Source organism: Dactylosporangium sp. NPDC051541 (assembly GCF_044454505.1).
Taxonomy (GTDB): domain Bacteria; phylum Actinomycetota; class Actinomycetes; order Mycobacteriales; family Micromonosporaceae; genus Dactylosporangium.
On record NZ_JBITDU010000001.1, the window covers coordinates 1,548,806 to 1,570,856 of the forward strand.

Below are 22,051 nucleotides of genomic sequence, written 5' to 3' on the forward strand. Positions count from 1 at the left end.
CTGCGGCTCTTCCGGCTGGCGCCGGCACCGCCCGCGGGTGAGGTCGCGGGAGCGTCGCGGAGGTGCTCGGGCGCGTCCCCGCCGCCCGCCGTCGGGTCGCCGGGCGTCGTCAACGGCGCTGCTGATCTTCGAGGAACCGCTCGATCAGCCCTCGCACGACGGCCGCCATCGTGAACCCGTGGTCGGTGCACCAGGCGCGCAGCTCGGCGTGCCGCTCGGCCGGGAGCCGGAACGTGACCAGCTGGCTCTCCTCGCCGACCGGCAGCGAGCCGCCCAGCAGGCCGTGTGAGCCCGGGTCCGGGCCGAGGTCGGGCGGGCCGATGAGGCTGTGCCCGCGCAGTGCCGTGGAGCCGAGCAGCGCCCGGCGATCGATCGGGGTAGTGCGTCCGAGCAGCCAGGCGGTGATCTCCTGGCGGGTCGCGGGCGGAAGCGTCTCGAGCAGCTCCACGAGCTTGTCGGCCGGAGCGGTCATACCCTCACGATAGCGCCCGATATCCCGCTATCGCTATCGGCAGCCGTTACCGACACGACGCGTACACCCTGAATCTCCTCGAGGAGTTCCGGCAGCATCCGGTCGATCACCGGGCCCGGGACGGTGACGGTGAATTCGTCGGTCGCCACCGCGCCGTCGCGGCTGAGCACGCGCATCTGGCGGATGTCGACACCGAGGCGGCCGAGCAAGGTCGTCACCTGGCCGAGGGAGCCGGGCCGGTCGGGGAGTGCGACGATCACGTGACGTAGCGACATCGGGCAAGCCTGACGACGCTGCGTTTCCCCGCCGTTACGACGCCACGTCGCTGACCTTTCCAAAGATCGTTGACAACGTCAAGGAATCTTATGACGATGTCAACTATGACTATCGAGTCGGTCGCGGCCTTCCGCCGGTTCAACCGCTTCTACACGAACCTGATCGGCGTGCTGCGGGCCGGACTGCTCGACTCGCCCTACTCGCTCGCCGAGGCGCGGGTGCTGTACGAGCTCGCCGCCGCGCCCGCGCGTGTGCTCGACGTCGCCGAGCTGCGGCAGGGGCTCGACATGGACGCCGGGTACCTCAGCCGCATCCTGGGCCGCTTCGAGAACGACGGGCTGGTCGCGCGGGAGCGCTCGGACGCCGACGCGCGCAAGCAGCGCATCAGGCTCACCGACGCCGGGCGGACCGCACAGGCCGAGCTCGACCAGCGCTCGGACGCGCAGGCGGCGGCGCTCCTGGGCCAGGTGACGGAGGTGGACCGGCGGCGCCTGATCGGTGCCATGAACGCCATTGAAACGATCCTTGGCGGGGGTACCGATGCCGCGCCCACAGTCGTGCTGCGTCCGCCGGGCCCAGGCGACCTCGGCTGGGTGGTCCAGCGCCACGGAGCGCTCTACACCGCCGAGTACGGCTGGAACGACGAGTTCGAAACGATGGTCGCGCGCATCGTCGCCGACTATGCCGAGTCACACGACCCGCGCTGGGAACGCGGCTGGATCGCCGAGGTCGACGGCGAGCCCGTGGGGTCGATCTTCTGCGTCCGCGCGAGCGAGCAGACCGCGAAGCTGAGGCTCCTGCTCGTCGAGCCCAAGGCCCGCGGCCTCGGCGTCGGCGGCCGGCTCGTCGACGAGTGCATCCGTTTCGCCCGCGGCGCCGGTTATCGGGAGATGGTCTTGTTCACCCACGACATCCTCGACGCCGCCCGCCACATCTACCAGCGCGCCGGCTTCGAACTCGACAGCGAAGAACGCAAGCCGGCGTACGGCAAAGACCTCGTGCACCAGCACTGGCGGAAAATTTTCTGACGCCACCCCGGTATCGGCCCCATGCCACCCGGCCTGCACCGCGACCGGCACCCATACCAAAGTCAAATAACCTGTCCGAATTTATCCACAAGCACTGGGTTATCCACAGTTCCATCGTCTCCGCGCCGCATTGATCGCCCGATTCCGCCACAGTCGCTCGCATGACGAACCGCAAACAGCTCCTCGGTGGCTTCGGCGAGCGCGTCGCCTGCCGATACCTCGTGTCACAGGGCCTCGTGCTGCTCGACCGCAACTGGCGCAACCGCTCAGGCGAGCTCGACGTGATCGCCCGCGACGGCCCCGACCTGGTGTTCGTCGAGGTGAAGACCCGCAGCAACACCCGGTTCGGCGACCCCGTCGAGGCGCTCGTGCCGGCCAAGGTCCGCCGGATCCGCAGGCTCGCCCGGATGTGGCTCGCGGCCAACGACGTGCGCTACAAGTGCGTGCGGTTCGACGTGATCAGCGTGCTCGTCGGGCGGACCTTGGCACTGCGGCACCTGCGTGGGGCGTTCTGATGGGCTACGCGAAGGTACGCTCCGTCGCCCTGCACGGTGTGGCCGGCGAGGTCATCGTCGTGGAGGCGGACGTCGCACCCGGCCTGCCCAGCCTGGTCGTCTCCGGCCTGCCCGACGCGGCCCTGAGCGAGGCCCGCGACCGCGTCCGGGCGGCCGTCCACAACTCGGGCGCCCACTGGCCCCAGGCGCGCGTCACCGTCAACCTGCTGCCGGCTCACGTCCGCAAGCACGGCTCGGGCTTCGACACCGCCGTCGCGATCGCGGTCCTTGCGGCCGGGTCTGACCTGCCCATCGCCCGCCTCGGCAACGCCGTCATCCTCGGCGAGCTCGGCCTGGACGGCACGGTCCGTCCCGTCCGCGGCGTGCTACCGGCGGTCCTGGCCGCGAGCCGGGCCGGATTCGGGTTCGCACTGGTGCCGGTCGGCAACGTCACCGAGGCCCGCCTGGTCCCGGACATCGACGTCCGCGCCACGGACAGCCTCGGGCGGATCATCGGCTATCTGTACGAAACCCAGGACCTGCTGGACCCGGAGCCCGAGCCGCCGCCGGCCCCGGCTTCCGCCCTCGACCTCGCCGACGTGCTCGGCCAGGAACGCGGCCGGCGCGTCATCGAGCTCGCCGCCGCCGGCCGCCATCACGCCGCGATGTTCGGGCCACCCGGTACCGGCAAGACCATGCTCGCCGCCCGGCTTCCCGGAGTACTGCCGCCGCTGGACGACAGGGAGGCGATCGAAGTGACCGCACTGCATTCGATCGCGGGCAACCTCGCGCCCAACGGGACCCTGATTCGCCGGGCGCCGATTCAGGCTCCGCACCACACGGCGTCGGTCACCGCCCTGGTCGGCGGCGGACCTGGATTCGCCAGGCCCGGTGCACTGAGCCTCGCGCATCACGGCGTGCTGTTTCTCGACGAGTGCGCGGAGTTCTCCTCCGGCGTTCTCGACGCCCTCCGGCAACCGTTGGAGGAGGGCGAGGTGCGGCTGCGGCGCTCGTATGGCGAGACCGTCTATCCGGCCCGCGCGCAACTCGTGATGGCGGCCAACCCCTGCCCGTGCGCGCGGCCCGGCGGCCGTCAGATGTGTCACTGCCCCTCGATCGTCCGCCGCCGGTACCACGCGCGGCTCTCCGGTCCGCTGATGGATCGGGTCGACCTGCAGGTCGACCTGGACCCGGTTCGCTCCGCAGCGCTGCTGAACACCGAAACCGTGGAGCCGTCATCAGTGATCGCCAAGCGGGTTCTCAACGCCCGGAGGGCGGCGACCGGCCGCTGGGGGAGGGCCGCCAACTCCAACGGTGAGGTCTCGGCCGCCCTGCTGCGGGACCGGCGGTTCCGGCTCTCGCGCGAAGTGCTCCATCCGCTGACGATCGAGATGGACCGCGGGCGGCTGTCCGCCCGCGGGTTCGAACGATCGGTACGTGTGGCTTGGACGATCGCCGATCTCGAGGGGCACGAGCGGCCCGACGCCGCCGACGTGCGCGAGGCGCTTGAGCTGCGGTCGAGGACGATCCAATGAGCACCGGGGAAGAGCGGGCGGCGCGGATGGCGCTTGGGGTGCTGGTCGAGCCCGGGAGCCGGGAGCTGGGTGAGCTCGTGCGGGCCAGGGGGCCGTTGGAGGCGCTGGACCGGGTGGTGCACGCGGACCGGATCTCGTCGGCGCTGGCGGGAGCGGTACACGCGAGAGTGAAAGCGGCCGGGGTTGAAGGCTCGCTGGAGGTGGGTGCGCAGCTCGCGGAACGGATGGCTGAGCAGGCCGAGCGGCACGGGGCGCGGATCATCACCGCGGCTGATGACGAGTGGCCGGTGGTGCTCGATCATCTGGTCCGGGCCAGCCGCACCGGCAATGTGCTTCGCCGGGACACCGATCCGCCGTTGTGTGTCTGGCTGCGCGGGCCGTTGCGGTTCGCGGAGACGTTGGAGCGGTCGGTCTCGGTGGTGGGGGCGCGGGCGATCACCGGGTACGGCGGGTATGTCGCCTCCGAGTTCGGCTACGGGCTCGCGGAGGAGGGCTGGACCGTCGTGTCCGGGGCCGCGCTCGGTGTGGATGTGACGGCGCACCGGGGTGCCCTGGCCAGTGGCGGGCCGACGGTCGCGGTGATGGCGTGCGGGATCGACAAGCAGTACCCGGCGGCGAACGCGGCGGTGATCGAGCAGATCGGGGCCGAGGGGCTGCTGGTCACCGAGTGGCCGCCGGGCACGGAGCCGCACAAGACGCGGTTCCTGACCCGCAACCGGGTCATCGCCGCGGCGACCAAAGGCACGGTGGTGGTCGAGGCCGGGTCACGCAGCGGGGCCCGCAGCACGCTCGCGTATGCCCGGCTGCTCGGCCGCTCCGCGATGGCGGTGCCCGGGCCGATCAACTCGGCGATGTCGGTCGGCTGCCACATGGAGCTGCGGCAGGAGAACACCGTGCTGGTGACCCGGGTCGACGAGATCATCGAGGCGATCGGCAGCGTCGGGGAGCTGGCGCTGCCGATCAAGGGGGCGGGGCGGCCGGAGGACGTGCTCGATCCGCTGCAGGCGCGGGTGCTCGACGCGGTCCGGCCGCGGCGGGCCACGACGGCCGAGCAGATCGCCGCCGTGGCCGGGGTCAGCGGGCGCGACGCCCGGCGCAGCCTGCCGCTGCTGGTTGAGCTCGGCTTCGTGACGGCGACGCCGGACGGGTACCGGCTCAGCAGCCTGCCGCAGGCCACGATCGGCGAGGTGGAGGAGCGGTGAGCGGCCGGGAAGGAAGCGAGATGGCCGTGCCCAGGGAGAGCTGCTCACGAACAAACAGCCGATCAGAGCCGCTGCAGCCGGGCCACCGCCTCGTCGAGGACCTCGTCGCGCTTGCAGAACGCGAAGCGCACGAGTCGCCGGCCGGCGTCGACGTCGTCGTAGAAGACCTGGGTGGGTACCGCCACGACGCCGACGCGCTCCGGCAGCGACAGGCAGAAGTCGACGCCGTCGGTGCCGCCGAGTGGGGTGATGTCGGCGGTGACGAAGTAGGTGCCTTCGGGCTGCAGTACCGCGAAACCGGCTTCTGCCAGGCCTTTGCAGAGGCGGTCGCGCTTGCGCTGCAGGTCGTCGCGGAACTCCTGGTAGTAGGCCGGCGGCGACTCCAGCGCCACCGTCACGGCGGGCTGCAGCGGGCCGGCGTTGACGTACGTCAGGAACTGCTTCACCCGGGTCACGGCCGAGACCAGCGGGCGGGTGCCGCAGACCCAGCCGATCTTCCAGCCCGTGCAGGAGAACGTCTTGCCGGCCGAGGAGATCTGCACGGTCCGCTCGCGCATGCCGGGCAGGCCGGCGAGCGGCACGTGCGGGGCGGCGGCGTCGCTGAACACCAGGTGCTCGTACACCTCGTCGGTGACGGCGAGGACGTCGTGCTCCACGCACAGCCGCGCGATCTGGGCGAGCTCGGCCGCGGTGAAGACCTTGCCGGTCGGGTTGTGCGGGGAGTTGAGCAGCACCAGCCGGGTCCGCGGGCCGAACGCGGCGCGCAGCTCGTCCGGGTCGAAGGAGTAGCGGCCGTCGGCCGCCCGCAGCGTGACCGGGCGGCGAACGGCGCCGGCGAGGGCGATCGAGGCGGCGTACGAGTCGTAGTAGGGCTCGAAGCAGACGACCTCGTCGCCGGGTTCGCACAGGGCCAGGATGCTGGCCGCGATCGCCTCGGTCGCACCGGCGGTGACGAGGATCTCGCCGTCCGGGTCGTACTCGAGGCCCCAGAACGCGCGCTGATGAGCCGAGATCGCGGCGCGCAGCTCGGGGATGCCCGGGCCCGGCGGGTACTGGTTGCGGCCGCCGTGGATCGCCGCGACGGCCGCCTCGAGCATCGCGGCCGGGCCGTCGGTGTCGGGGAAGCCCTGCCCGAGGTTCACGGAGCCGGTGCGCACGGCCAGCGCCGACATCTCCGCGAAAATGGTGGTGCCGAAGGGGCGCATGCGGGCGATGAGCGGATCACGCGTGGCGTCAGTCACCCCCCGAGTATGCGACCGATGTGGGTAACCGGACGCGCACGGTCGGGGGCAGGGGGCAGAGCGCGCGGCCGCGACCGGGGTTGTGCGGGGGAACAGTGCGGCGGCGGGCGGCGGGCGGCCGGGGAGCGGGCGGGAGCGACCGGCGCGAGGGCAAAGTGACAGGTCGAAGGGGCGCGGTGCGGATTCAGGACACTGCTGCCGGGTGGCGGGGATCTTGCGGAGGGCCTAGCGTGACGGACCGTGGATGGACGCCGGAACTTCTCCCCGGACCCGGATGCGGATTCCCGCTGGCAGCCGGATGGCCGTGGCTACGACGACCGTGGGTACGACGGCCGCCCGGACGAGCGCTCCCGGGGCTCGCGCAGCCGGGACGAGGCGGAGCGCGGGTACGGCGACGATCGCGGGTACACGCCGACGCGGTACGCCGATGAGCGGGAGCACGACGACGGCGGGTACCGGGTGCCGGAGCCACGGGTCAGCGGGCGCGGGTTCGGTGCCGAGAGCCCGAGCTACGGGGACAGCCCCAGCGGGCAGTTCAGCGCGCCCGGGGGCACGGGCGAGTTCTCCGGGGAGTACGTGAGCCGGTCCCGGCGGTCGGAGGCGATCGACCGCAGCGCGCTGCAGCGACCGGTGTCCGGCGGGGGCATCCCGGGCGGCACACCCGGCGCGCCCGGCGGCATGGGACCCGGCGGCATGGGCATGGGAACCGGAGCGCCGATCCCGGGGCTGCACACGTCCGGGTCACCCATCCACGGACTCCCGACGATCACCCCGGCCGGGCCGGTGTCCGGCGCACCGATACCCAGCGGCCCCGTCTCGGGCGTGCCCGGGTCCGGGGCGCCGTCCGGCATGGGCACGAGCGCGTTCGCGGCGCCCACGGCGCTCACCGCCGCCGTCCCCCCGCCCCAGCAACGGCCGCAGTTCGGGCCGGCCGAGGACCCGGGCGGAGCCGTGTACCGCAGCAAGCGCCCCGGGCTCGCCGTCGCCCTGGGGCTGCTGACCGCGCTGTTCGAAGTACCAGTGCTGCGTCTGTTCTTCGAAGCCATGACCGCCAAGGACATCGTCGCGAACGGAACCCTCGCCGGGATCTTCATGATTCCCGCGCTGCCGATGTTCGCGCTCGGCCTGTACGGCCTGATCGGGGGAGCGGCCGCCGCCGCACCCGGCGTGCGACCCTGGCTGCGGACCCCGCTCGTGTATCTCCCGATCGGCATGCTGCTCTTCATCGCGGCCGGCCTGGCCGCATAAGCAGCAAGCGGCAAGCGGCAAGCGGCGTAAAGAAGCACTGGCCGCACAAGCGGCAGGCGGCAAGCGGCGTGAAGAAGCACTGGCCGCACAAGCGGCGAGCGGCGTACCAGCAAGACGTACAAGAACAGCAGCGTCAAAAAGCGGACAAAACCGGGCGAGCTCCACGCCGCAGGGGCGATTCGTGGAAGCCCGGGCCCTGCGCGTACACTTTCCACCGGCGACCGCACACCGTGCGGTCGACCTCGCGCGCCCTCCCACCGCCCGCCGATGCCGAAAGCGCCGGGCGAGCTGAACGGGCGGCGGCCGCCCTGGTCCCGAGAGAACACGCGATGCACCACCGCGTGTGCGAAGGGTGAGACGGCCGACGACCGGGCGCCAGGACGACGGGCCGCCCGGTCCGTCGTGGTCAACCAGGAAGGGTCCACCAGAACATGGCCGTGTCCATGCGCCAGCTGCTCGAGAGCGGTGTCCACTTCGGGCACCAGACCCGCCGCTGGAACCCGAAGATGAAGCGCTTCATCTTCACCGAGCGCAACGGCATCTACATCATCGACCTGCGCCAGACGCTCGACTACATCGAGAAGGCGTACGACTACATCCGCACCACCGTGGCCGAGGGCGGCTCCGTGCTGTTCGTGGGCACGAAGAAGCAGGCCCAGGAGGCGATCGCCGAGCAGGCGACGCGCGTGGGCCAGCCGTACGTCAACCACCGCTGGCTCGGCGGCATGCTGACCAACTTCCAGACGGTGTACAAGCGGCTGCAGCGCATGAAGGAGCTGGAGAGCCTCGACCTGACCGGCACGGCGCAGGGGTACACCAAGAAGGAGACCCTGCAGCTGTCCCGCGAGCAGACGAAGCTCAGCCGGACCCTGGGCGGTCTGCGCGACATGCAGAAGCTCCCGTCGGCGATCTGGGTCATCGACACCAAGAAGGAGCACATCGCGGTCGACGAGGCCCGCAAGCTGGGCATCCCGGTGATCGCCGTGCTCGACACCAACTGTGACCCGGACGAGGTCGACTTCCCGATCCCGGGCAACGACGACGCCATCCGCTCCGCGGCGCTGCTGACCCGCGTGGTCGCCGACGCGGTCGCCGACGGCCTCATCGCGCGCTCCGGGCGGGCCACCCGCGCCGACCAGAAGCCCGAGCCGGGTGTCGTGGCCGGCGGCGAGCCGCTCGCCGAATGGGAGCGCGAGCTGCTCGAGGGTGGCGCCGGCGCCGCTCCGGCCGCTGCCCCCGCCGCGTCGGCTCCGGCCGAAGCGCCGGCCGCGGCCGAGGCTCCGGCTCCGGCTCCGGCCGAGGCGTCGGCTGAGACCCCGGCTCCGGCCGCCGAAGAGACCAACCAGGCGTAACCCACAGAGCGAGAGAGAGTCATGTCCAACTTCACCGCCGCGGACGTCAAGCGGCTCCGCGAACTGACCGGTTCCGGCATGATGGACTGCAAGAAGGCGCTCGAGGAGGCCGAGGGCGACTTCGACAAGGCCGTCGAGCTGCTGCGCATCAAGGGTGCGAAGGACGTCGGCAAGCGTGCCGGGCGCACCACCGCCAACGGCCTCGTCGCGCACTCGGGCTCGGGCCTGGTCGAGATCAACTGCGAGACCGACTTCGTGGCCAAGAACGACGCGTTCGTCGAGCTGGGCCAGAAGCTGGCGGCCCACGTCGACGCGACCAAGCCGGCCGACGTCGAGGCGCTGCTGGCCTCGAAGCTCGGCGACGCCACGGTGGCCGACCTGATCCAGGCCGAGTCGGCCCGCATCGGCGAGAAGCTCGTGATCAACCGCATCGCGGTGCTCGGCGAGCCGGTCGCGATCTACATGCACCGCAAGAGCCCGGACCTCCCGCCGCAGGTCGGCGTCGCGGTCGAGTTCACCGGCAAGGACGACGAGGCGGCCTTCGGCGACGCCCGCAGCGTCGCGATGCAGATCGCGGCGATGCGGCCGAAGTACCTCACCCGCGACGAGGTCCCGGCCGAGGTCGTCGAGTCCGAGCGGCGCATCGCCGAGGAGACGGCCCGCGAGGAGGGCAAGCCCGAGCAGGCCCTGCCGAAGATCATCGAGGGCCGGGTCGGCGCGTTCTTCAAGGACTTCGTCCTGATCGAGCAGCCGTCGGTGAGCGACAACAAGAAGACGGTCAAGCAGGTGCTGGCGGACGCCGGCATCGAAGTGACGCGGTTCGTGCGCTTCGAGGTCGGCCAGGCCTGATCGCGGTACCGCAGCAACAGTGAGGGGGTCACGGTCGACTGTATGGAGACCGTGACCCCTTTTCCACAAGAAGGCAGAAGGGTGCCCACATGACGAACACCGCCGTGGAAGCGGCCAGGCAGTCCCTGACCACCGCCCCGATCGGGGTGCGGCGTGTCGTGCTGAAGCTCTCCGGTGAGGTGTTCGGTGGCGGCGCCGTCGGCGTCGACCCCAACGTGGTGCGCGGCATGGCGCGCCAGATCGCCACGGTAGTCCGCCGTGGCGTCCAGGTCGCCGTCGTCGTCGGCGGCGGCAACTTCTTCCGCGGCGCCGAGCTCTCCCGGGCCGGGATGGACCGCTCCCGCGCCGACTACATGGGCATGCTGGGCACCGTCATGAACAGCCTGGCCCTGCAGGACTTCGTGGAGAAGGAGGGCATCGAGACGCGCGTGCAGAGCGCGATCACGATGGCCCAGGTCGCCGAGCCCTACATCCCCCGGCGGGCGATCCGCCACCTGGAGAAGGGCCGCGTCGTCATCTTCGGCGCGGGCGCCGGACTGCCGTACTTCTCCACCGACACGGTCGCGGCCCAGCGCGCGCTGGAGATCCACGCGCACACCGTGCTCATGAGCAAGAACGGCGTCGACGGCGTGTACACCGCCGACCCGCGCACCGATCCGACCGCCCGCAAGCTGGACCGCCTCACCTTCGCCGAGGCGCTGCTCAAGGGCCTGCGGGTGGTGGACCAGACGGCGTTCAGCCTCTGCCAGGAGAACGCGCTGCCGATGCTCGTCTTCGGCGCGGAGGGGGAGGACAACGTCGCCCGCGCGTTGAGTGGTGAGAGGATCGGCACGCTCATCACCGCCGAGCCAGTCCCGGATCGAGGAGGACAGACCCCGTGATCGAAGAGACACTCTTCGAGGCCGAAGAGAAGATGGATGGTGCGATCGCGCACGCCAAGGAGGAGTTCGCGGTCATCCGTACCGGCCGCGCCACCCCGGCGATGTTCGGCAAGGTGATGGTCGACTACTACGGCACGCCGACCCCGCTGCCGCAGATGTCCTCGATCGCGATCCCCGAGCCGCGCATGGCGATCATCAAGCCGTACGACGCCGGGATGCTCAGTGCCATGGAGAAGGCGATCCGCGACTCCGACCTGGGCGTGAACCCCAACAACGAGGGCACCCAGATCCGCATCCTGCTCCCGCAGATGACGGAGGAGCGCCGCCGCGACATGATCAAGGTCGCCCGCAACAAGGCCGAGGACTCCAAGGTCGCGATCCGCAACGTTCGCCGCAAGGCGAAAGAGGAGCTCGACCGCATCGTCAAGGACGGTGAGGCCGGCGAGGACGAGGTCCGCCGGGCCGAGAAGGAGCTCGAGGACCTGACGCACAAGTACGTCGCGCAGGTCGACGAGCTGCTCAAGCACAAGGAAGCCGAGCTACTCGAGGTCTGATGGCCCATACCCCCAGGGCTCCGAAGGCCCCCGGTCCGTCGTCGGTGCGGGCGCGGCACGACGAGGCCGCGCCCCCGCCGCATGGGGAAGAGCCACAAGCAGAAGATCCGGCGGCGGTACTGTCAGAGCCCGCGCCGGCCGCCCCGAGCCCCCCGCCGTCAGGCGACGAGCCCACCGGCGCCGACGGCACCGCCGCCGCGCCCGCGCCCGAGAAGCGCAAGAGCCGCGCCGGTCGCAACCTGCCCGCCGCGATCGGCGTCGGTGTCGGGCTCGGTGGCACCGTCGTGATCTCCTTGTTCGTCTGGAAGTGGCTCTTCCTCGGCGTGGTGATCGTGGCCGTGAGCGTGGGCGTCTGGGAGATGGTGCGCGCGGTCGCGGTACAGAAGGCGCGCCCTCCGCTCGTCCCGCTGCTCCTCGGCGCACCGCTGATGGCCTGCCTGGCCTGGTTCGGCGGCGCGGAACGGCTGCCGCTGGGTCTGCTGGCGACGCTGCTGCTGGTCTTCGTGTGGCGCTTCGCCGACGGTGTCGCCCACTACCAGCGCGACGTGACCGCGGGCGCGCTCATCGCCGTCTACGTGCCGTTCCTGGGCTCCTTCGCCGCCCTCCTGGCCTATCCGGCCCACGACGGCGCGGTGCGGGTCCTGGTGACCATTCTCGCCGTGGTGCTTTCGGACACCGGCGGGTACGCCACCGGAGTCTTTCTCGGCAAGCATCCGATGGCGCCGTCGGTGAGCCCGGCCAAGTCGTGGGAAGGCTTCGCCGGTTCGATCTTCTGGACCGGCGTGGGCAGCGCGATCGCCCTGCCGCTGCTGCTCGACGACGCGGTCTGGTGGCACGGCGCGATCTTCGGCGTCGCTGTGTCGATCGCCTCAGTCCTCGGCGACCTCGGCGAGTCGCTGATCAAGCGGGACCTCGGCGTGAAGGACATGAGCAACCTGCTCCCGGGCCACGGCGGCCTCATGGATCGGCTGGACTCTGTGCTGCTGGCGCTGCCGACCGCATACGCCGTGCTGGCCTTCCTCGTCCCCTGGAGCAGGTGAAACGGCCACCCCGGGTCGCCCGGCCGTGCTGGTCAGCGGTCTTGGAGATCATGCGGCCCGGCATGGGACACTGGAAACGTCATGACGCAGCTGCCCGTATTGAACCTGTCCTCCGCCGCGGCCGGCACCACCCCCGACGGCCGCCGCGCCGCCCTGCCGCCGCGCCACCTCGCGGACCTCGACCTGGCGGCGCGCCGGGCGGCGGTCGCCGAGCTGGGTGAGCCCGCCTTCCGCGCCCAGCAGATCTCCGCGCACTACTTCGGCCGCCTGGTCCGCGACCCGCAGGAGATGACCGACCTGCCGGCCCGCACCCGCGAGGCGATCACCGGAGCCCTGCTGCCGCGCCTGCTCAACCCCGTGCGCGAGCTCGCCACCGACAACGGCGCCACCCGCAAGACGCTCTGGCGCCTGCACGACGGCTCGCTCGTCGAGAGCGTCCTGATGGGCTACCCGGACCGGGTCACCGTCTGCGTCTCCAGCCAGGCCGGCTGCGGCATGGCCTGCCCGTTCTGCGCCACCGGACAGGCCGGGCTGACCCGCAACCTGTCCACCGCGGAGATCGTCGACCAGGTCGTGTGGTTCGCGGGCCTGGCCGCCCGCGGCGCGCTGCCGGGCTGCCCGGACCGGCTGTCCCGGGTCGTGTTCATGGGCATGGGGGAGCCCCTCGCCAACTACAACCGGGTGATTGCGGCCGTGCGCCGGCTCACCGACCCCGCTCCGGAAGGCCTGGGACTGTCCCAGCGGCACATCACCGTGTCGACCGTGGGGCTGGTCCCGGCCATGCGCCGGTTGACGTCCGAGGGGCTGTCGGTGACGCTTGCGCTGTCGCTGCACGCGCCTGATGATGATCTGCGCGACACGCTCGTGCCGGTCAACCAACGCTGGAAGGTCGCCGAAGTGCTTGATGCCGCGTTCGAGTATGCGGCTCGCACCGGTCGGCGCGTGTCCATTGAGTACGCAATGATCCGGGATGTGAACGACCATCCGTGGCGGGCGGATCTGCTCGGCCGGCTCTTGTCCGGCCGCCTGGCGCATGTCAATCTCATCCCGCTCAATCCGACACCGGGCAGCAAATGGGATGCCAGCCCCAAACCGGTCGAGCGGGAGTTCGTCCGGCGCCTCCGGGCCGCGGGTGTCGCCACTACGGTGCGTGATACCCGGGGTCGGGAGATTGACGGTGCCTGCGGGCAGCTTGCCGCCTCCGGAGGTGGCATGGTGGGAGAGCGTGAAGACGGCTTGCTAGCACGGCGAGCGAACGAGGAGACACAGTGAGTCAGGGTCAGCGGTTCCGGCGCCGTGCGATGCGTCGGGGATACAAGGTCGACGAGGTCGACTCGTTCCTCGACCGGGTGGAGGCAACCCTCTCCGGAGACTCCATGGGCGCTCCCGTCAGCGCGCAGGAGGTCCACGACGTGGTCTTCCGCGTCCGCTTCGGCGGATACGACGAATGGCAGGTCGACCTGCACCTCGACCGCGTCGAGCGCCAGCTGGCCGAGCACGAGGAGCGCGGCAGCGGCGGCAACTTCGGCCGCGCCCTGGACTCCCGCAGCGGCGAGCTGCGCATGGCTCCCGACCGCATGGGCCCCGGCCCGGACCGGATGGGCCCCGGCCCCGATCGCATGGGCCCCGGCCCGGACCGCATGGGCCCCGGCCCCGACCGGATGGGCCCGCCCGGCGGCATGGACCGGATGGAGCCGCAGCGCATGCCCGACCGGGTCGGCATGGCGCCGCCCCCGCCGGACCGCATGGGCCCGCCCCCGGGCGTCGACCGCATGGGTCCCCCCGGCCCCGATCGCATGGGCCCGCCCGGCCCGGACCGCATGGGCCCCGGCCCGGACCGCATGGGCCCGCCCGGTGGCATGGACCGCACCGGCGGCATCGACCGCACGGGCGGCATGGACCGCACGGGTGGCATCGACCGCACCGGCGGCATGGACCGTCCCGGCATGGACCGCATGGGCCCGCCGCCGATGGACCGCCCCGCCGACCGGACGATGGGCCTGGACCGTCCCGTGGACCGCACCATGGGCATGGACCGGCCGGTCGACCGCACGATGGAGCGCCCCGCGCCCCCGCCGCCCGGCGCACCCCTGCCCACGCGCCCGACACAACCCCCGTCCGGCCCGCCCCCGGGCATGGGCGGCCCCGGTGGACCGGGTGGTCCCGGCGGCCCTGGTGGCCCTGGTGGCCCCGGCTACGGCCGCTACGACGAGCCCACCTACGGTGGCGCGTTCGACGACGACCGCGGCTACGACCAGGGCCCCCGCCGCCAGCCGGCCGACATGACGGCCGAGATCCGCATGGAGCGCCCCGAGCCGCCCGCATACGGCGGCCCCGGCCCCGACCGCGATCCTTATGGCGCGCCGCCCGAGCGGGACCCATACGGTGCCCCGCCCGAGCGCGACCCGTACGGCGCTCCCCAGGGCGACCCGTACGGCGCCGGCGCCCCGCCCGCGCAGCAGCACCAGTCGACCGAGGTCGCGCGCATCGACCAGCTGCGCCGCACGTTCCAGCTGCGCCGCTTCGGCAGCGGCTACGACCGGGCCCAGGTCGACCGCCTGTTCGAGGGCGTCATGACCTCACTGACCGGCCGCGGCGGCCCGCTGACCGAGGGCGACCTGGACCCGTCGCACTTCAACCTGGTCCCGGGCGGCTACTTCGAGGCCGAGGTCGACGCCGCGCTGAAGGAGGTCCGCGACATCGTCACCCGGCGTCGCTGACCACCCCGCAACGACACAAGAAGGGCGCGCCCGGCCGGTCCGGACGCGCCCTTCGCATTCGCACAGTTCGAAACATGACACTTCTTCGAGGACTTCAGCGCCGCCCCGCCGATCTACGCAGCGTCACCGCTCAAATACCGCACAGTCCGCGAAACCTCGGCATTCCGACACACCGCCTGTCAGGGTATAAATCCGATATGTCGGCCCACCGAAGCGCCCGACACATCGCGTTCGACGGCCAATGCCTCTGCAGAACACAACGCTCCGGATTCCGGGGCCGCTTCGCTCCCGCCCCGGGCAAGGGGCTCCGCCCCCTGCACCCCAGCCAACTCCCACCCGCACAATCCGCCGTGCTGCAAGTGCAGTCACCCCGTGCGCCGCGGCCCAGGTCCAACCCGCCGCTCTGAGGCCAGCCCGGTGCGCACGCCGCGAGTCAACTCCCACCCGCACACTCCGCTGTACTGCAAGTGCAGTCAGCCCGTGCATCGTGGCCAAGGTTCCAGCCGGCCCGCTCTGAGGCCGGCTCGGTGCGCCCGCCGGAACAGCGCCGGTCACCGAACTGCGGGCCGCCCAGCTCGGCCCGGTCACGTCCCACCCGTGAACTCCGCGCGGGCGCGGGCATCAACACAGACGGCGCCCAGGTCAGCCCAGTCACGTCCGACCGGGTGACCTCCGCGCGGGCGCGGGCCGCGACGCAGGCGGCGCCCGGCTCGGCGCGGTCACGTCCGACCGGTGACCTCCGCGCGGGGGCGAGTCTCGACGCGGACCGCACCCAGGTCGGCTCGCTGGCCGGCGGCGTTACCGGCCTCGAAGCCGGCGCCGCTCAGCCGACGGCGGCGGCCGGCGCGGACGTTCGGGTACTCGGCCTCCACGGCCAGGTCGACGGCGCGTTCCCGGTCGGCCAGGACCAGGGCCGTGCCCGGGGGTGGCGGGTCGTCGTCCTGCGCGGTCGCGGCGGCGAAGCGCTGCTGGACCGCGGAGCCGAAGCCGATCAGCCAGGAGCGGCGCCAGGCCGCGGGCTGCTGACCGCCCGGGACCGCCTCGCGCAGCAGGCCCCGCGCGGCCTGGACCAGCAAGGACGAGAACAGCAGCTCCACGCCGGCGACGTCGGACTCGAAGCCGAACAGGTGCACGGAGACCCGCAGGCCGTCGGCGGTGCGGCGTTCCAGGCGGATCGAGCGGCAGCGCAGGGCGGCCGCGACGACGTGCAGCAGGTACGCCTTCTCCCGCAGGTATGGCGCGGCCAGCTCCACGAGCCGGTTGCCGACCACCTGCGGACGGTCGGCGCGGGCGTCCAGCAGGGCCTGGTCGATGCCGTACTTGGCGATGAGCAGGGCAGCCTTGGCCGTGAGCGCCTCGGCCTCCTCCGGCGTGCAGGCCGGGTCCTCGGCCTTGGCGAGGAGCTTGCGAACCTTGTCGAGCAAACCGCTACTCGCTCACGGTCGCGCCACCGGGCGGCGCCGCGGGAGCAGCCCCAGCGGCCGCGGCCGACGGCTCGGCGGCCGGACCCGCGCCCGAGGACCCAGCGGACAGCGACGCGCCAGGAGCCGAGGACCCAGCGGACGGAGACACGCCGGGAGCCGCAGACTCAGCGGCCGGGGACGCGCCGGGAGCCGAGGACTCAGCGGACAGCGACGCGCCGGGAGCCGAGGACCCAGCGGACGGCGACACGCCTGGAGCCGAGGGCTCCACTGACGGGGACCCGGGCGGGGGCGGGGTGCCGGCCGGGCGGGCGCGCAGCTCGTGGCCGACGCTGGTCAGGCAGCGGCCGCTGGGCAGGTCGAACTTCCAGCCGTGCAACTGGCAGGTGAGCGTGTTGCCGTCGACGATGCCGAAGCGGGTGAGGTCGGCCTTCAGGTGCGGGCACCGCCGCTGCACGATCCAGTCGCCCAGCTTCGCGTCCTCGGCGTCGGGCTTCTGCTCGGCGTACCAGCCCTCCGCGTACTGCAGCCGCTCCTCGGACAGGCACTTGAAGAAGGCGTAGACGAACTCGTTGTACTGCCCGATGCGGGTGGCCTTGAAGCGGCACGACAGGAACAGGGAGTTGACCCAGTCGACCTCCTCGATGAACAGGAGGTGCTCGATCAGGGCGCGCTCGGTGCGGAAGCGGTAGCGGACCTTCTCGTCGGCGTAGGTGCGGACCTGCTTGCCGGGGAAGTCGACCACGATCGACTCGACCGACTCGCCGTCGTAGCCGACCAGGTCGAAGCGGACGGGGCCGCCGACGCCCTTCGCGAGGTACACCGACTCGTCCAGCAGCGGCTCGATCCGCCGCTGCATCTCCTTGAGCACGTCGACCTCGGGGTGGCGCCAGGTCGCCTTGGCCGCGTCGATCACCGGGCGCTTGCGGTCGCGCATCTCCTCGAGGTGCTCACGCTTGTGCGCGAAGAACTCGGCGACGTCCGTGGGGTGCGTGGTGCTGGCGGCGCCGTCGGCGGTGAGCTCCATCACCGAACCGGGCAGCAGGACGGTCGAGTTGGTGCCGCCGACCTTGGCGTACTCCTGCTGGAAGACCCACTGGTCGGGGAAGATGTTGCCCTCGTCACCGAAGATGTCGTTGAACTGCCACAGCTCGTCGTCGAGGAAGCACGGCGGCCCGGCGATCGGGACGACGTTGGACGCCTTGAGGTCATCGATGTAGCGGAACGTCCGGTCGAACTGCCGGTCCCGCTTCTGCTTGCCGAACGCGCGCTTGGCCGCCTCCGGCAGCTCGTAGACCATCGGATACCAGATGGCGCCCGAGAACTGCAGCAGGTGCGTGTGGACGGGCCCGAGCGCGTTGAACGTCGTCAGATCGGTCGGCCGGGCATCATTTTGATTCAGGACCCGGATTCCTTGGTACTCCACCCAGAGCGACGAATCGCCGATAGGCCCGTCGGTGGGCGAGGTCAGGGCCTGGATCATGATCTTCAGGCCGCCGTCGAGCTCGTGCACCTGCTCGGTCTTCGTCTCCAGGAACCGCGTGAAGCCGAGCACCTCCAGCTCGTCGCGCATCTCGCTGGTCGGGAAGTCGGGCAGCAGGACGGTCGCCTTCTTCGACACGAACCGCTTGAGGTGCTCGGCGTCGAAGTGGTCGCGGTGCAGGTGGGAGACGTACAGGTAGTCGCAGTCGCCGAGCGCCTCCCAGTCGAGCAGGGAGTTGTCGGGGAACGGGAACCACGAGGCGAAGTACGCCGGGTTGACCCACGGGTCGCACAGAATGCTCCCGGCCGGCGTGTCGATGCGCAGACTGGCGTGGCCGGTCCCGGTGATCCGCACCGCTGTCCTCCTCGATCAGTACCCGCACGTTGCGCGCCCGACGCTACCCGACCGACCCGCAACCGTCCGGGCCGGTGCCGCATGCCAGACTTTGTGCGGAACCATCTTGCCGTTTTGCGGAAAGGACAAGCCGTGTCCGAGCACGAGCCAGTGACCTCCCCCGACCAGCACAAGCCGGGTCACCCGAAGGCCGCCCGCATCGGCGCCGGCGTCTCGGCCGTGGTCCTGCTGACGATGCTCGTGGGCAACCACCACGGCCACATCGAGGACATCTTCCTCATCGCCGGCGCCGGCCTGCTCATCCTGGCCCTCATCGGCGACTGGGTCCTGCGCCGCAACGGCCTGCGCTGACCTCCGGCCTGCGCTGACCCTGGCCTGCGCTGACCTCGCGCCTGCGCCGATCTCGCGCCTGCGCCGACCTCCCGCCGCGCACGGAGCTGAGCCGGTTCGAACGGCGCTCCCAGCCGCGCCGACCGCCGACGTCGTTCCGGCGAGCGCACCTACTCGCGCCCGCCCGGAGCGCGGCCCACGGCACCGGCCGCGATTCGCGTGCTGGCTTCGTGCGCGTTGAGACCCGCGTCCGCGCAGTTCACGGGCGGGTCCTGACCAGGCCGGGCTGGGCGTCATGCGCGTCGAGGCCCGCGTCCGCGCGCAGATCAGCGGTCGGATGTGACCGGCGGGGCCCAGGTGTCGGGCTTGATGGGGCCGGGGACGCCGACGCGGTACGCCTCCAGTTGGGCGCCGAACGCGACGCCGAGGAACAGGACGACGCCGGTCAGGTTGGCCCACAGCAGCAGGGCCATGATGCCGGTCAGCGCGCCGTAGGTGGCGCCGAACGCGCCGCTGCTCTGGACGTACAGGGCCAGGAGGGCGCTGATGCCCCACCACAGCGCCGTGGACAGGGCGGCGCCGAACAGGAGCCAGGAGAAGGCGGGCTGGCGGCGGCGGGGCGCGAAGCGGAAGATCGCGGCGACCGCGGTCACGACCAGCAGGACGCTGGCCGGCCAGCGGGCGACCGTCCAGATCGCGGCGACGGTGTCGCCCCAGCCGGGGTAGCGCGCCCGCACGGACGCGCCGAGCGCGTCGCCGGCCACGAGCATCAGGAAGCCGGTCAGCGCCGGGAGGCCGGCCACCGCGGCCAGCACCGCGGCCCGGGCGTACTTCAGGTGGGCCGGCCGGTCCCGCTCCACGCCGTAGATGCGGTTGGCGCCCCGCTCGATCTGGGCCATCGCCGTCGCCAGCGCCAGGAGCCCGGTGATCAGACCCAGGGTGAGGGCCAGCTCACCCGCGTCCTCGCCCCGTTCGCCGGGCGCCAGGAGATCGTGGACCACCTGCTCGCTGGCGCCGGGGGTGAGGGCCAGCACGGTGTCGGCCACCACGTCCCCGCCCTCCTCGACGCCGAGCTTGCCGGCCAGGCCGGACAGGGCGATGAGGAACGGCACGATCGCCAGGCACAGCTGCAGGCCGAGCGCCCGCGCGTGGCTGAACCCGTCGCCGTACCGGAAGCGCAGGAACGCCTCCCGCACCAGCGCCCAGCCGCCGTGGTGGCGCAGCGCCTGCCACGCGTCGTCGGCGGACAGCTCGTCCCGCGACATCGTCGACGTCTCAGGCACCTGCCTAGTGCTGCTCAACCCATCTCACCTCCGCCCACGTCCCACCTGCGCCCACGTGTCACCTGTGCCTACGTCTCACCTGCGCCTACGTCTCACCTGCGCTTTGGTTTCACCTTCGCTTACGTCTCACCTGCGCGTACGTGTCATCTTCGCTTACGTCCCACCTGCGCCAACGTCCCACCTGCGCCCACATTCTTGCCTGCGCCTGCGCCTGCGCCTGCGCCCGTGTGCGCGCCTGCGCCCGCGTGCAGCCTGCGCTCGTGCCGCATGTCCCGCGTGCAGCCTGTACTCGCGTGTCGCCTGTGCCCGCGTGCGGCCTGCGCTCATGTGTCACCTGCGCCCGCGCGTCACATTCGCCCAGGCCGAAATTCCCGTCGCGGGGAATTGGCAAACCCTGGACACTCTTGGGTACGAAGCGGGCGCGTGACGACCGCCATGAACGCTTCGTCGCGTAGCCCGGCGATTCGGGCGAGAGGCCGCAGCCGTTCCGCCGCGGCGAAGGTGTGGTGGCACCGCGACCGGCCCCATCGCCCACACCTCCGGGGAGCGTCACGTCCCAGGAGGTGTTTTTCCATGTCGTACCGCGTGTTGTCGACCGAGCTCAGCAAGCACTCCGGAGCTGAGATCAGGCTCGCCGGGTGGGTCCATCGGCGGCGGGTGCTGGCCCGGGTCTCGTTCCTCATCGTGCGCGACCGCGCGGGCCTGGCCCAGGTCGTCGTCCCGGCCGGGGTGCCCGTGCCGCCGGAGGAGTCGGTGATCGAGGTCACCGGGACCGTCGTGGCCAACGAGGTCGCGCCGGGCGGGTTCGAGGTCGCGTACACGGCGATCGAGGTCCTCGCCGAGGCCGAGCCGCCGCCGGTCGAGCTGTTCCGGCCGGAGCTGGAGGCGGGTCTGCCGGCGCTGCTCGACCACGCCGCGGTCAGCCTGCGGCACCCGAGCCGGCAGGCGGTGTTCCGCGCGGGCGCGGCCGCCGTCGCGGCGTTCCGGGCCACGCTGGACGACCTCGACTTCACCGAGGTCTTCACGCCCAAGATCGTCGGCAGTGCCACGGAGAGCGGCGCGAACGTGTTCGCGCTCGACTACTTCGGCCGGCCGGCGTACCTCGCGCAGTCGCCGCAGTTCTACAAGCAGACGATGGTCGGGGTATTCGAGCGCGTCTACGAGGTCGGCCCCGTGTTCCGGGCTGAGCCGCACGACACGTCACGGCACCTGGCCACATACACGTCACTCGACGCCGAGCTCGGCTTCATCCGCGACCACCGCGACGTGATGGCGGTCCTGACCCGGGTCATCCGCGCGATGGTGGCGGCGACCGGCCTCGGGACAGTACACATGCCGCCCGAATTTCCGGTTTTGCACTTCAGTGAAGCGCTCGAACTAGCCGGCGCCGACCCCGACGAACCCGACCTCGCGCCCGAGCACGAGCGGACCCTGGGCGCGTGGGCGCTGAAGGAGCACGGCTCCGACTTCGTGTACGTCGAGGGTTACCCGATGGCCAAACGCCCCTTCTACACCCACCCCCAGCCGTCCGAGCCGCGCTGGTCAAACTCCTTCGACCTGCTGTTCCGCGGCATGGAACTGGTAACCGGCGGCCAGCGACGCCACCGCTACGCCGACTACACCGCAGCGCTCGGAAGCGCGACCGCGGGCCTGGAGGGCTACCTGGAAGCGTTCCGCCACGGGATGCCACCGCACGGCGGTTTCGCGATCGGCCTGGAACGCTTCCTGGCCCGCCTCACCGGCGCCACCAACGTACGCGAGACAACCTTGTTCCCGAGGGACCTGCACCGCCTGGCGCCGTAGCTCCAGACGCAAGCGTTCACGCCCGGACGCGCCCGTGCGCAGCGGCTCCCCGCCCCCGCGCGCGGCGCGTCCGAGCAGCAGGTCAAGCGCCCGCGCGGTGCCTTCACGCGTCCGCGCGCGGCGTGTCCGACCGACGCGTCCGAGCGTTGTCGGCAGATGGGTCCGTGCGACCGCAAAGTGGGTCGACGTGTCGGGGCGTGGTCGGGCGCTTGGCTGCAGGCGTCCGGGCGGTGGTCCGCGCGTCCGCGCGTGGGGGTTTGGGCGTCGCATCGGGGCGTAAATCGATTGCCGGTGATCAAGAGATGATCTATAATTAATACATGCGTACGAACGGTGACGGGATCTGGGATTCACCGCGCTAAGTCACGGGGGCACGCGCTGCGTGTGACACAAAGGCCCAGCTCAGACCGCTGTTGAGGGACGTCCGGCGGGAGCAGTAGAGGCCCTGAGGGGATGCGGCCGGCAGGGGGAAACGTCGGCCGCAT

19 protein-coding genes and 1 pseudogene are annotated in these 22,051 nt (G+C 71.6%); 14 read left to right on the forward strand and 6 right to left on the reverse strand.

Going from position 1 to position 22,051, the window contains the following annotated elements:
- Positions 1-109 precede the first annotated feature (109 nt).
- Together ACIA8L_RS06995 and ACIA8L_RS07000 are read right to left on the reverse strand one after the other, a co-directional pair.
- A complete protein-coding gene (locus ACIA8L_RS06995; protein ID WP_395901252.1) occupies positions 110-472 on the reverse strand; it encodes a hypothetical protein in 363 nt (120 codons plus the stop codon).
- Positions 469-732, reverse strand: coding sequence for an ACT domain-containing protein (locus ACIA8L_RS07000; protein WP_395901254.1), 264 nt, complete (start codon positions 730-732; stop codon positions 469-471). The genes ACIA8L_RS06995 and ACIA8L_RS07000 overlap by 4 nt, the downstream gene beginning before the upstream one ends.
- Before the next feature lie 120 nt (positions 733-852).
- On the opposite strand from ACIA8L_RS07000, the gene ACIA8L_RS07005 reads away from it, so the two are divergent.
- The 4 genes from ACIA8L_RS07005 (at position 853) to dprA (ending at position 5,007) form a co-directional block, all read left to right on the forward strand.
- Complete coding sequence (locus ACIA8L_RS07005; RefSeq protein ID WP_395901256.1) at positions 853-1,776, forward strand: GNAT family N-acetyltransferase; 924 nt, start codon at positions 853-855, stop codon at positions 1,774-1,776.
- A gap of 161 nt (positions 1,777-1,937) precedes the next feature.
- Entirely contained in the window at positions 1,938-2,291 is a 354-nt protein-coding gene (locus tag ACIA8L_RS07010; protein WP_395901258.1) for a YraN family protein, read from the forward strand.
- Positions 2,291-3,805: a YifB family Mg chelatase-like AAA ATPase gene (locus tag ACIA8L_RS07015; protein WP_395901260.1), complete on the forward strand. Its 1,515-nt coding sequence runs from the start codon at positions 2,291-2,293 to the stop codon at positions 3,803-3,805. The genes ACIA8L_RS07010 and ACIA8L_RS07015 overlap by 1 nt, the downstream gene beginning before the upstream one ends.
- Positions 3,802-5,007 carry a DNA-processing protein DprA gene (gene dprA, locus ACIA8L_RS07020; RefSeq protein WP_395901262.1) on the forward strand — a complete coding sequence of 402 codons (1,206 nt, stop codon included), beginning with the start codon at positions 3,802-3,804 and terminating at the stop codon, positions 5,005-5,007. Before ACIA8L_RS07015 ends, dprA begins: the two co-directional genes overlap by 4 nt.
- Before the next feature lie 62 nt (positions 5,008-5,069).
- Here dprA and ACIA8L_RS07025 read toward each other — a convergent pair whose 3' ends face one another.
- Entirely contained in the window at positions 5,070-6,248 is a 1,179-nt protein-coding gene (locus tag ACIA8L_RS07025) for a pyridoxal phosphate-dependent aminotransferase (protein ID WP_395901264.1), read from the reverse strand.
- A 240-nt stretch (positions 6,249-6,488) separates the two neighbouring features.
- On the opposite strand from ACIA8L_RS07025, the gene ACIA8L_RS07030 reads away from it, so the two are divergent.
- From ACIA8L_RS07030 to ACIA8L_RS07065, 8 genes are all read left to right on the forward strand, one after another.
- Entirely contained in the window at positions 6,489-7,496 is a 1,008-nt protein-coding gene (locus ACIA8L_RS07030) for a hypothetical protein (RefSeq protein WP_395901266.1), read from the forward strand.
- A gap of 431 nt (positions 7,497-7,927) precedes the next feature.
- Positions 7,928-8,848, forward strand: coding sequence for a 30S ribosomal protein S2 (rpsB, locus tag ACIA8L_RS07035; protein WP_395901268.1), 921 nt, complete (start codon positions 7,928-7,930; stop codon positions 8,846-8,848).
- 21 nt (positions 8,849-8,869) lie between these two features.
- A complete protein-coding gene (gene tsf, locus ACIA8L_RS07040) occupies positions 8,870-9,697 on the forward strand; it encodes a translation elongation factor Ts (protein ID WP_395901269.1) in 828 nt (275 codons plus the stop codon).
- A gap of 89 nt (positions 9,698-9,786) precedes the next feature.
- Positions 9,787-10,578: a UMP kinase gene (gene pyrH / locus ACIA8L_RS07045; protein WP_395901271.1), complete on the forward strand. Its 792-nt coding sequence runs from the start codon at positions 9,787-9,789 to the stop codon at positions 10,576-10,578.
- Positions 10,575-11,132, forward strand: a complete 558-nt coding sequence (gene frr, locus ACIA8L_RS07050; RefSeq protein ID WP_395901273.1) for a ribosome recycling factor — start codon at positions 10,575-10,577, stop codon at positions 11,130-11,132. Before pyrH ends, frr begins: the two co-directional genes overlap by 4 nt.
- A complete protein-coding gene (locus ACIA8L_RS07055) occupies positions 11,132-12,172 on the forward strand; it encodes a phosphatidate cytidylyltransferase (protein WP_395901275.1) in 1,041 nt (346 codons plus the stop codon). The genes frr and ACIA8L_RS07055 overlap by 1 nt, the downstream gene beginning before the upstream one ends.
- A gap of 81 nt (positions 12,173-12,253) precedes the next feature.
- Positions 12,254-13,444 (forward strand): 23S rRNA (adenine(2503)-C(2))-methyltransferase RlmN, encoded by a 1,191-nt coding sequence (gene rlmN, locus ACIA8L_RS07060; RefSeq protein WP_395901277.1) that lies wholly within the window; start codon positions 12,254-12,256, stop codon positions 13,442-13,444.
- Complete coding sequence (locus ACIA8L_RS07065) at positions 13,441-14,892, forward strand: DivIVA domain-containing protein (RefSeq protein ID WP_395901279.1); 1,452 nt, start codon at positions 13,441-13,443, stop codon at positions 14,890-14,892. Before rlmN ends, ACIA8L_RS07065 begins: the two co-directional genes overlap by 4 nt.
- A gap of 719 nt (positions 14,893-15,611) precedes the next feature.
- On the opposite strand, the gene ACIA8L_RS07070 is transcribed toward ACIA8L_RS07065, so the two are convergent.
- Both ACIA8L_RS07070 and ACIA8L_RS07075 read right to left on the reverse strand, forming a co-directional pair.
- The gene (locus ACIA8L_RS07070) at positions 15,612-16,316 is read right to left on the reverse strand and encodes a DUF2786 domain-containing protein (RefSeq protein ID WP_395901281.1); all 705 of its coding nucleotides are present in this window, start codon (positions 16,314-16,316) and stop codon (positions 15,612-15,614) included.
- Positions 16,317-16,569: 253 nt separating this feature from the next.
- A pseudogene (locus tag ACIA8L_RS07075) lies at positions 16,570-18,144 on the reverse strand (Rieske 2Fe-2S domain-containing protein); the annotation flags it as partial.
- 87 nt (positions 18,145-18,231) lie between these two features.
- Here ACIA8L_RS07075 and ACIA8L_RS07080 point away from each other — a divergent pair.
- Positions 18,232-18,501 (forward strand): DUF2631 domain-containing protein, encoded by a 270-nt coding sequence (locus ACIA8L_RS07080; protein WP_395901283.1) that lies wholly within the window; start codon positions 18,232-18,234, stop codon positions 18,499-18,501.
- A 305-nt stretch (positions 18,502-18,806) separates the two neighbouring features.
- Here the strand turns inward: ACIA8L_RS07080 and ACIA8L_RS07085 are convergent, their stop codons facing one another.
- Complete coding sequence (locus ACIA8L_RS07085; protein ID WP_395901285.1) at positions 18,807-19,781, reverse strand: YihY/virulence factor BrkB family protein; 975 nt, start codon at positions 19,779-19,781, stop codon at positions 18,807-18,809.
- A gap of 555 nt (positions 19,782-20,336) precedes the next feature.
- On the opposite strand from ACIA8L_RS07085, the gene aspS reads away from it, so the two are divergent.
- Positions 20,337-21,566 carry an aspartate--tRNA(Asn) ligase gene (gene aspS / locus ACIA8L_RS07090; RefSeq protein WP_395901287.1) on the forward strand — a complete coding sequence of 410 codons (1,230 nt, stop codon included), beginning with the start codon at positions 20,337-20,339 and terminating at the stop codon, positions 21,564-21,566.
- Positions 21,567-22,051: the final 485 nt, after the last annotated feature.

Excerpts from the sequence above, each read along its gene's own strand:
- ACIA8L_RS07010 (WP_395901258.1), top strand. The coding sequence starts at position 1,938 with ATGACGAACCGCAAACAGCTCCTCGGTGGCTTCGGCGAGCGCGTCGCC.
- ACIA8L_RS07015 (WP_395901260.1), top strand. The coding sequence starts at position 2,291 with ATGGGCTACGCGAAGGTACGCTCCGTCGCCCTGCACGGTGTGGCCGGC.
- pyrH (WP_395901271.1), top strand. The coding sequence starts at position 9,787 with ATGACGAACACCGCCGTGGAAGCGGCCAGGCAGTCCCTGACCACCGCC.
- ACIA8L_RS07055 (WP_395901275.1), top strand. The coding sequence starts at position 11,132 with ATGGCCCATACCCCCAGGGCTCCGAAGGCCCCCGGTCCGTCGTCGGTG.
- ACIA8L_RS07080 (WP_395901283.1), top strand. The coding sequence starts at position 18,232 with ATGCCAGACTTTGTGCGGAACCATCTTGCCGTTTTGCGGAAAGGACAA.
- tsf (WP_395901269.1), top strand. The coding sequence starts at position 8,870 with ATGTCCAACTTCACCGCCGCGGACGTCAAGCGGCTCCGCGAACTGACC.
- aspS (WP_395901287.1), top strand. The coding sequence starts at position 20,337 with ATGTCGTACCGCGTGTTGTCGACCGAGCTCAGCAAGCACTCCGGAGCT.
- ACIA8L_RS07005 (WP_395901256.1), top strand. The coding sequence starts at position 853 with ATGACTATCGAGTCGGTCGCGGCCTTCCGCCGGTTCAACCGCTTCTAC.
- dprA (WP_395901262.1), top strand. The coding sequence starts at position 3,802 with ATGAGCACCGGGGAAGAGCGGGCGGCGCGGATGGCGCTTGGGGTGCTG.
- rpsB (WP_395901268.1), top strand. The coding sequence starts at position 7,928 with ATGGCCGTGTCCATGCGCCAGCTGCTCGAGAGCGGTGTCCACTTCGGG.
- ACIA8L_RS06995 (WP_395901252.1), bottom strand. The coding sequence starts at position 472 with ATGACCGCTCCGGCCGACAAGCTCGTGGAGCTGCTCGAGACGCTTCCG.
- rlmN (WP_395901277.1), top strand. The coding sequence starts at position 12,254 with ATGACGCAGCTGCCCGTATTGAACCTGTCCTCCGCCGCGGCCGGCACC.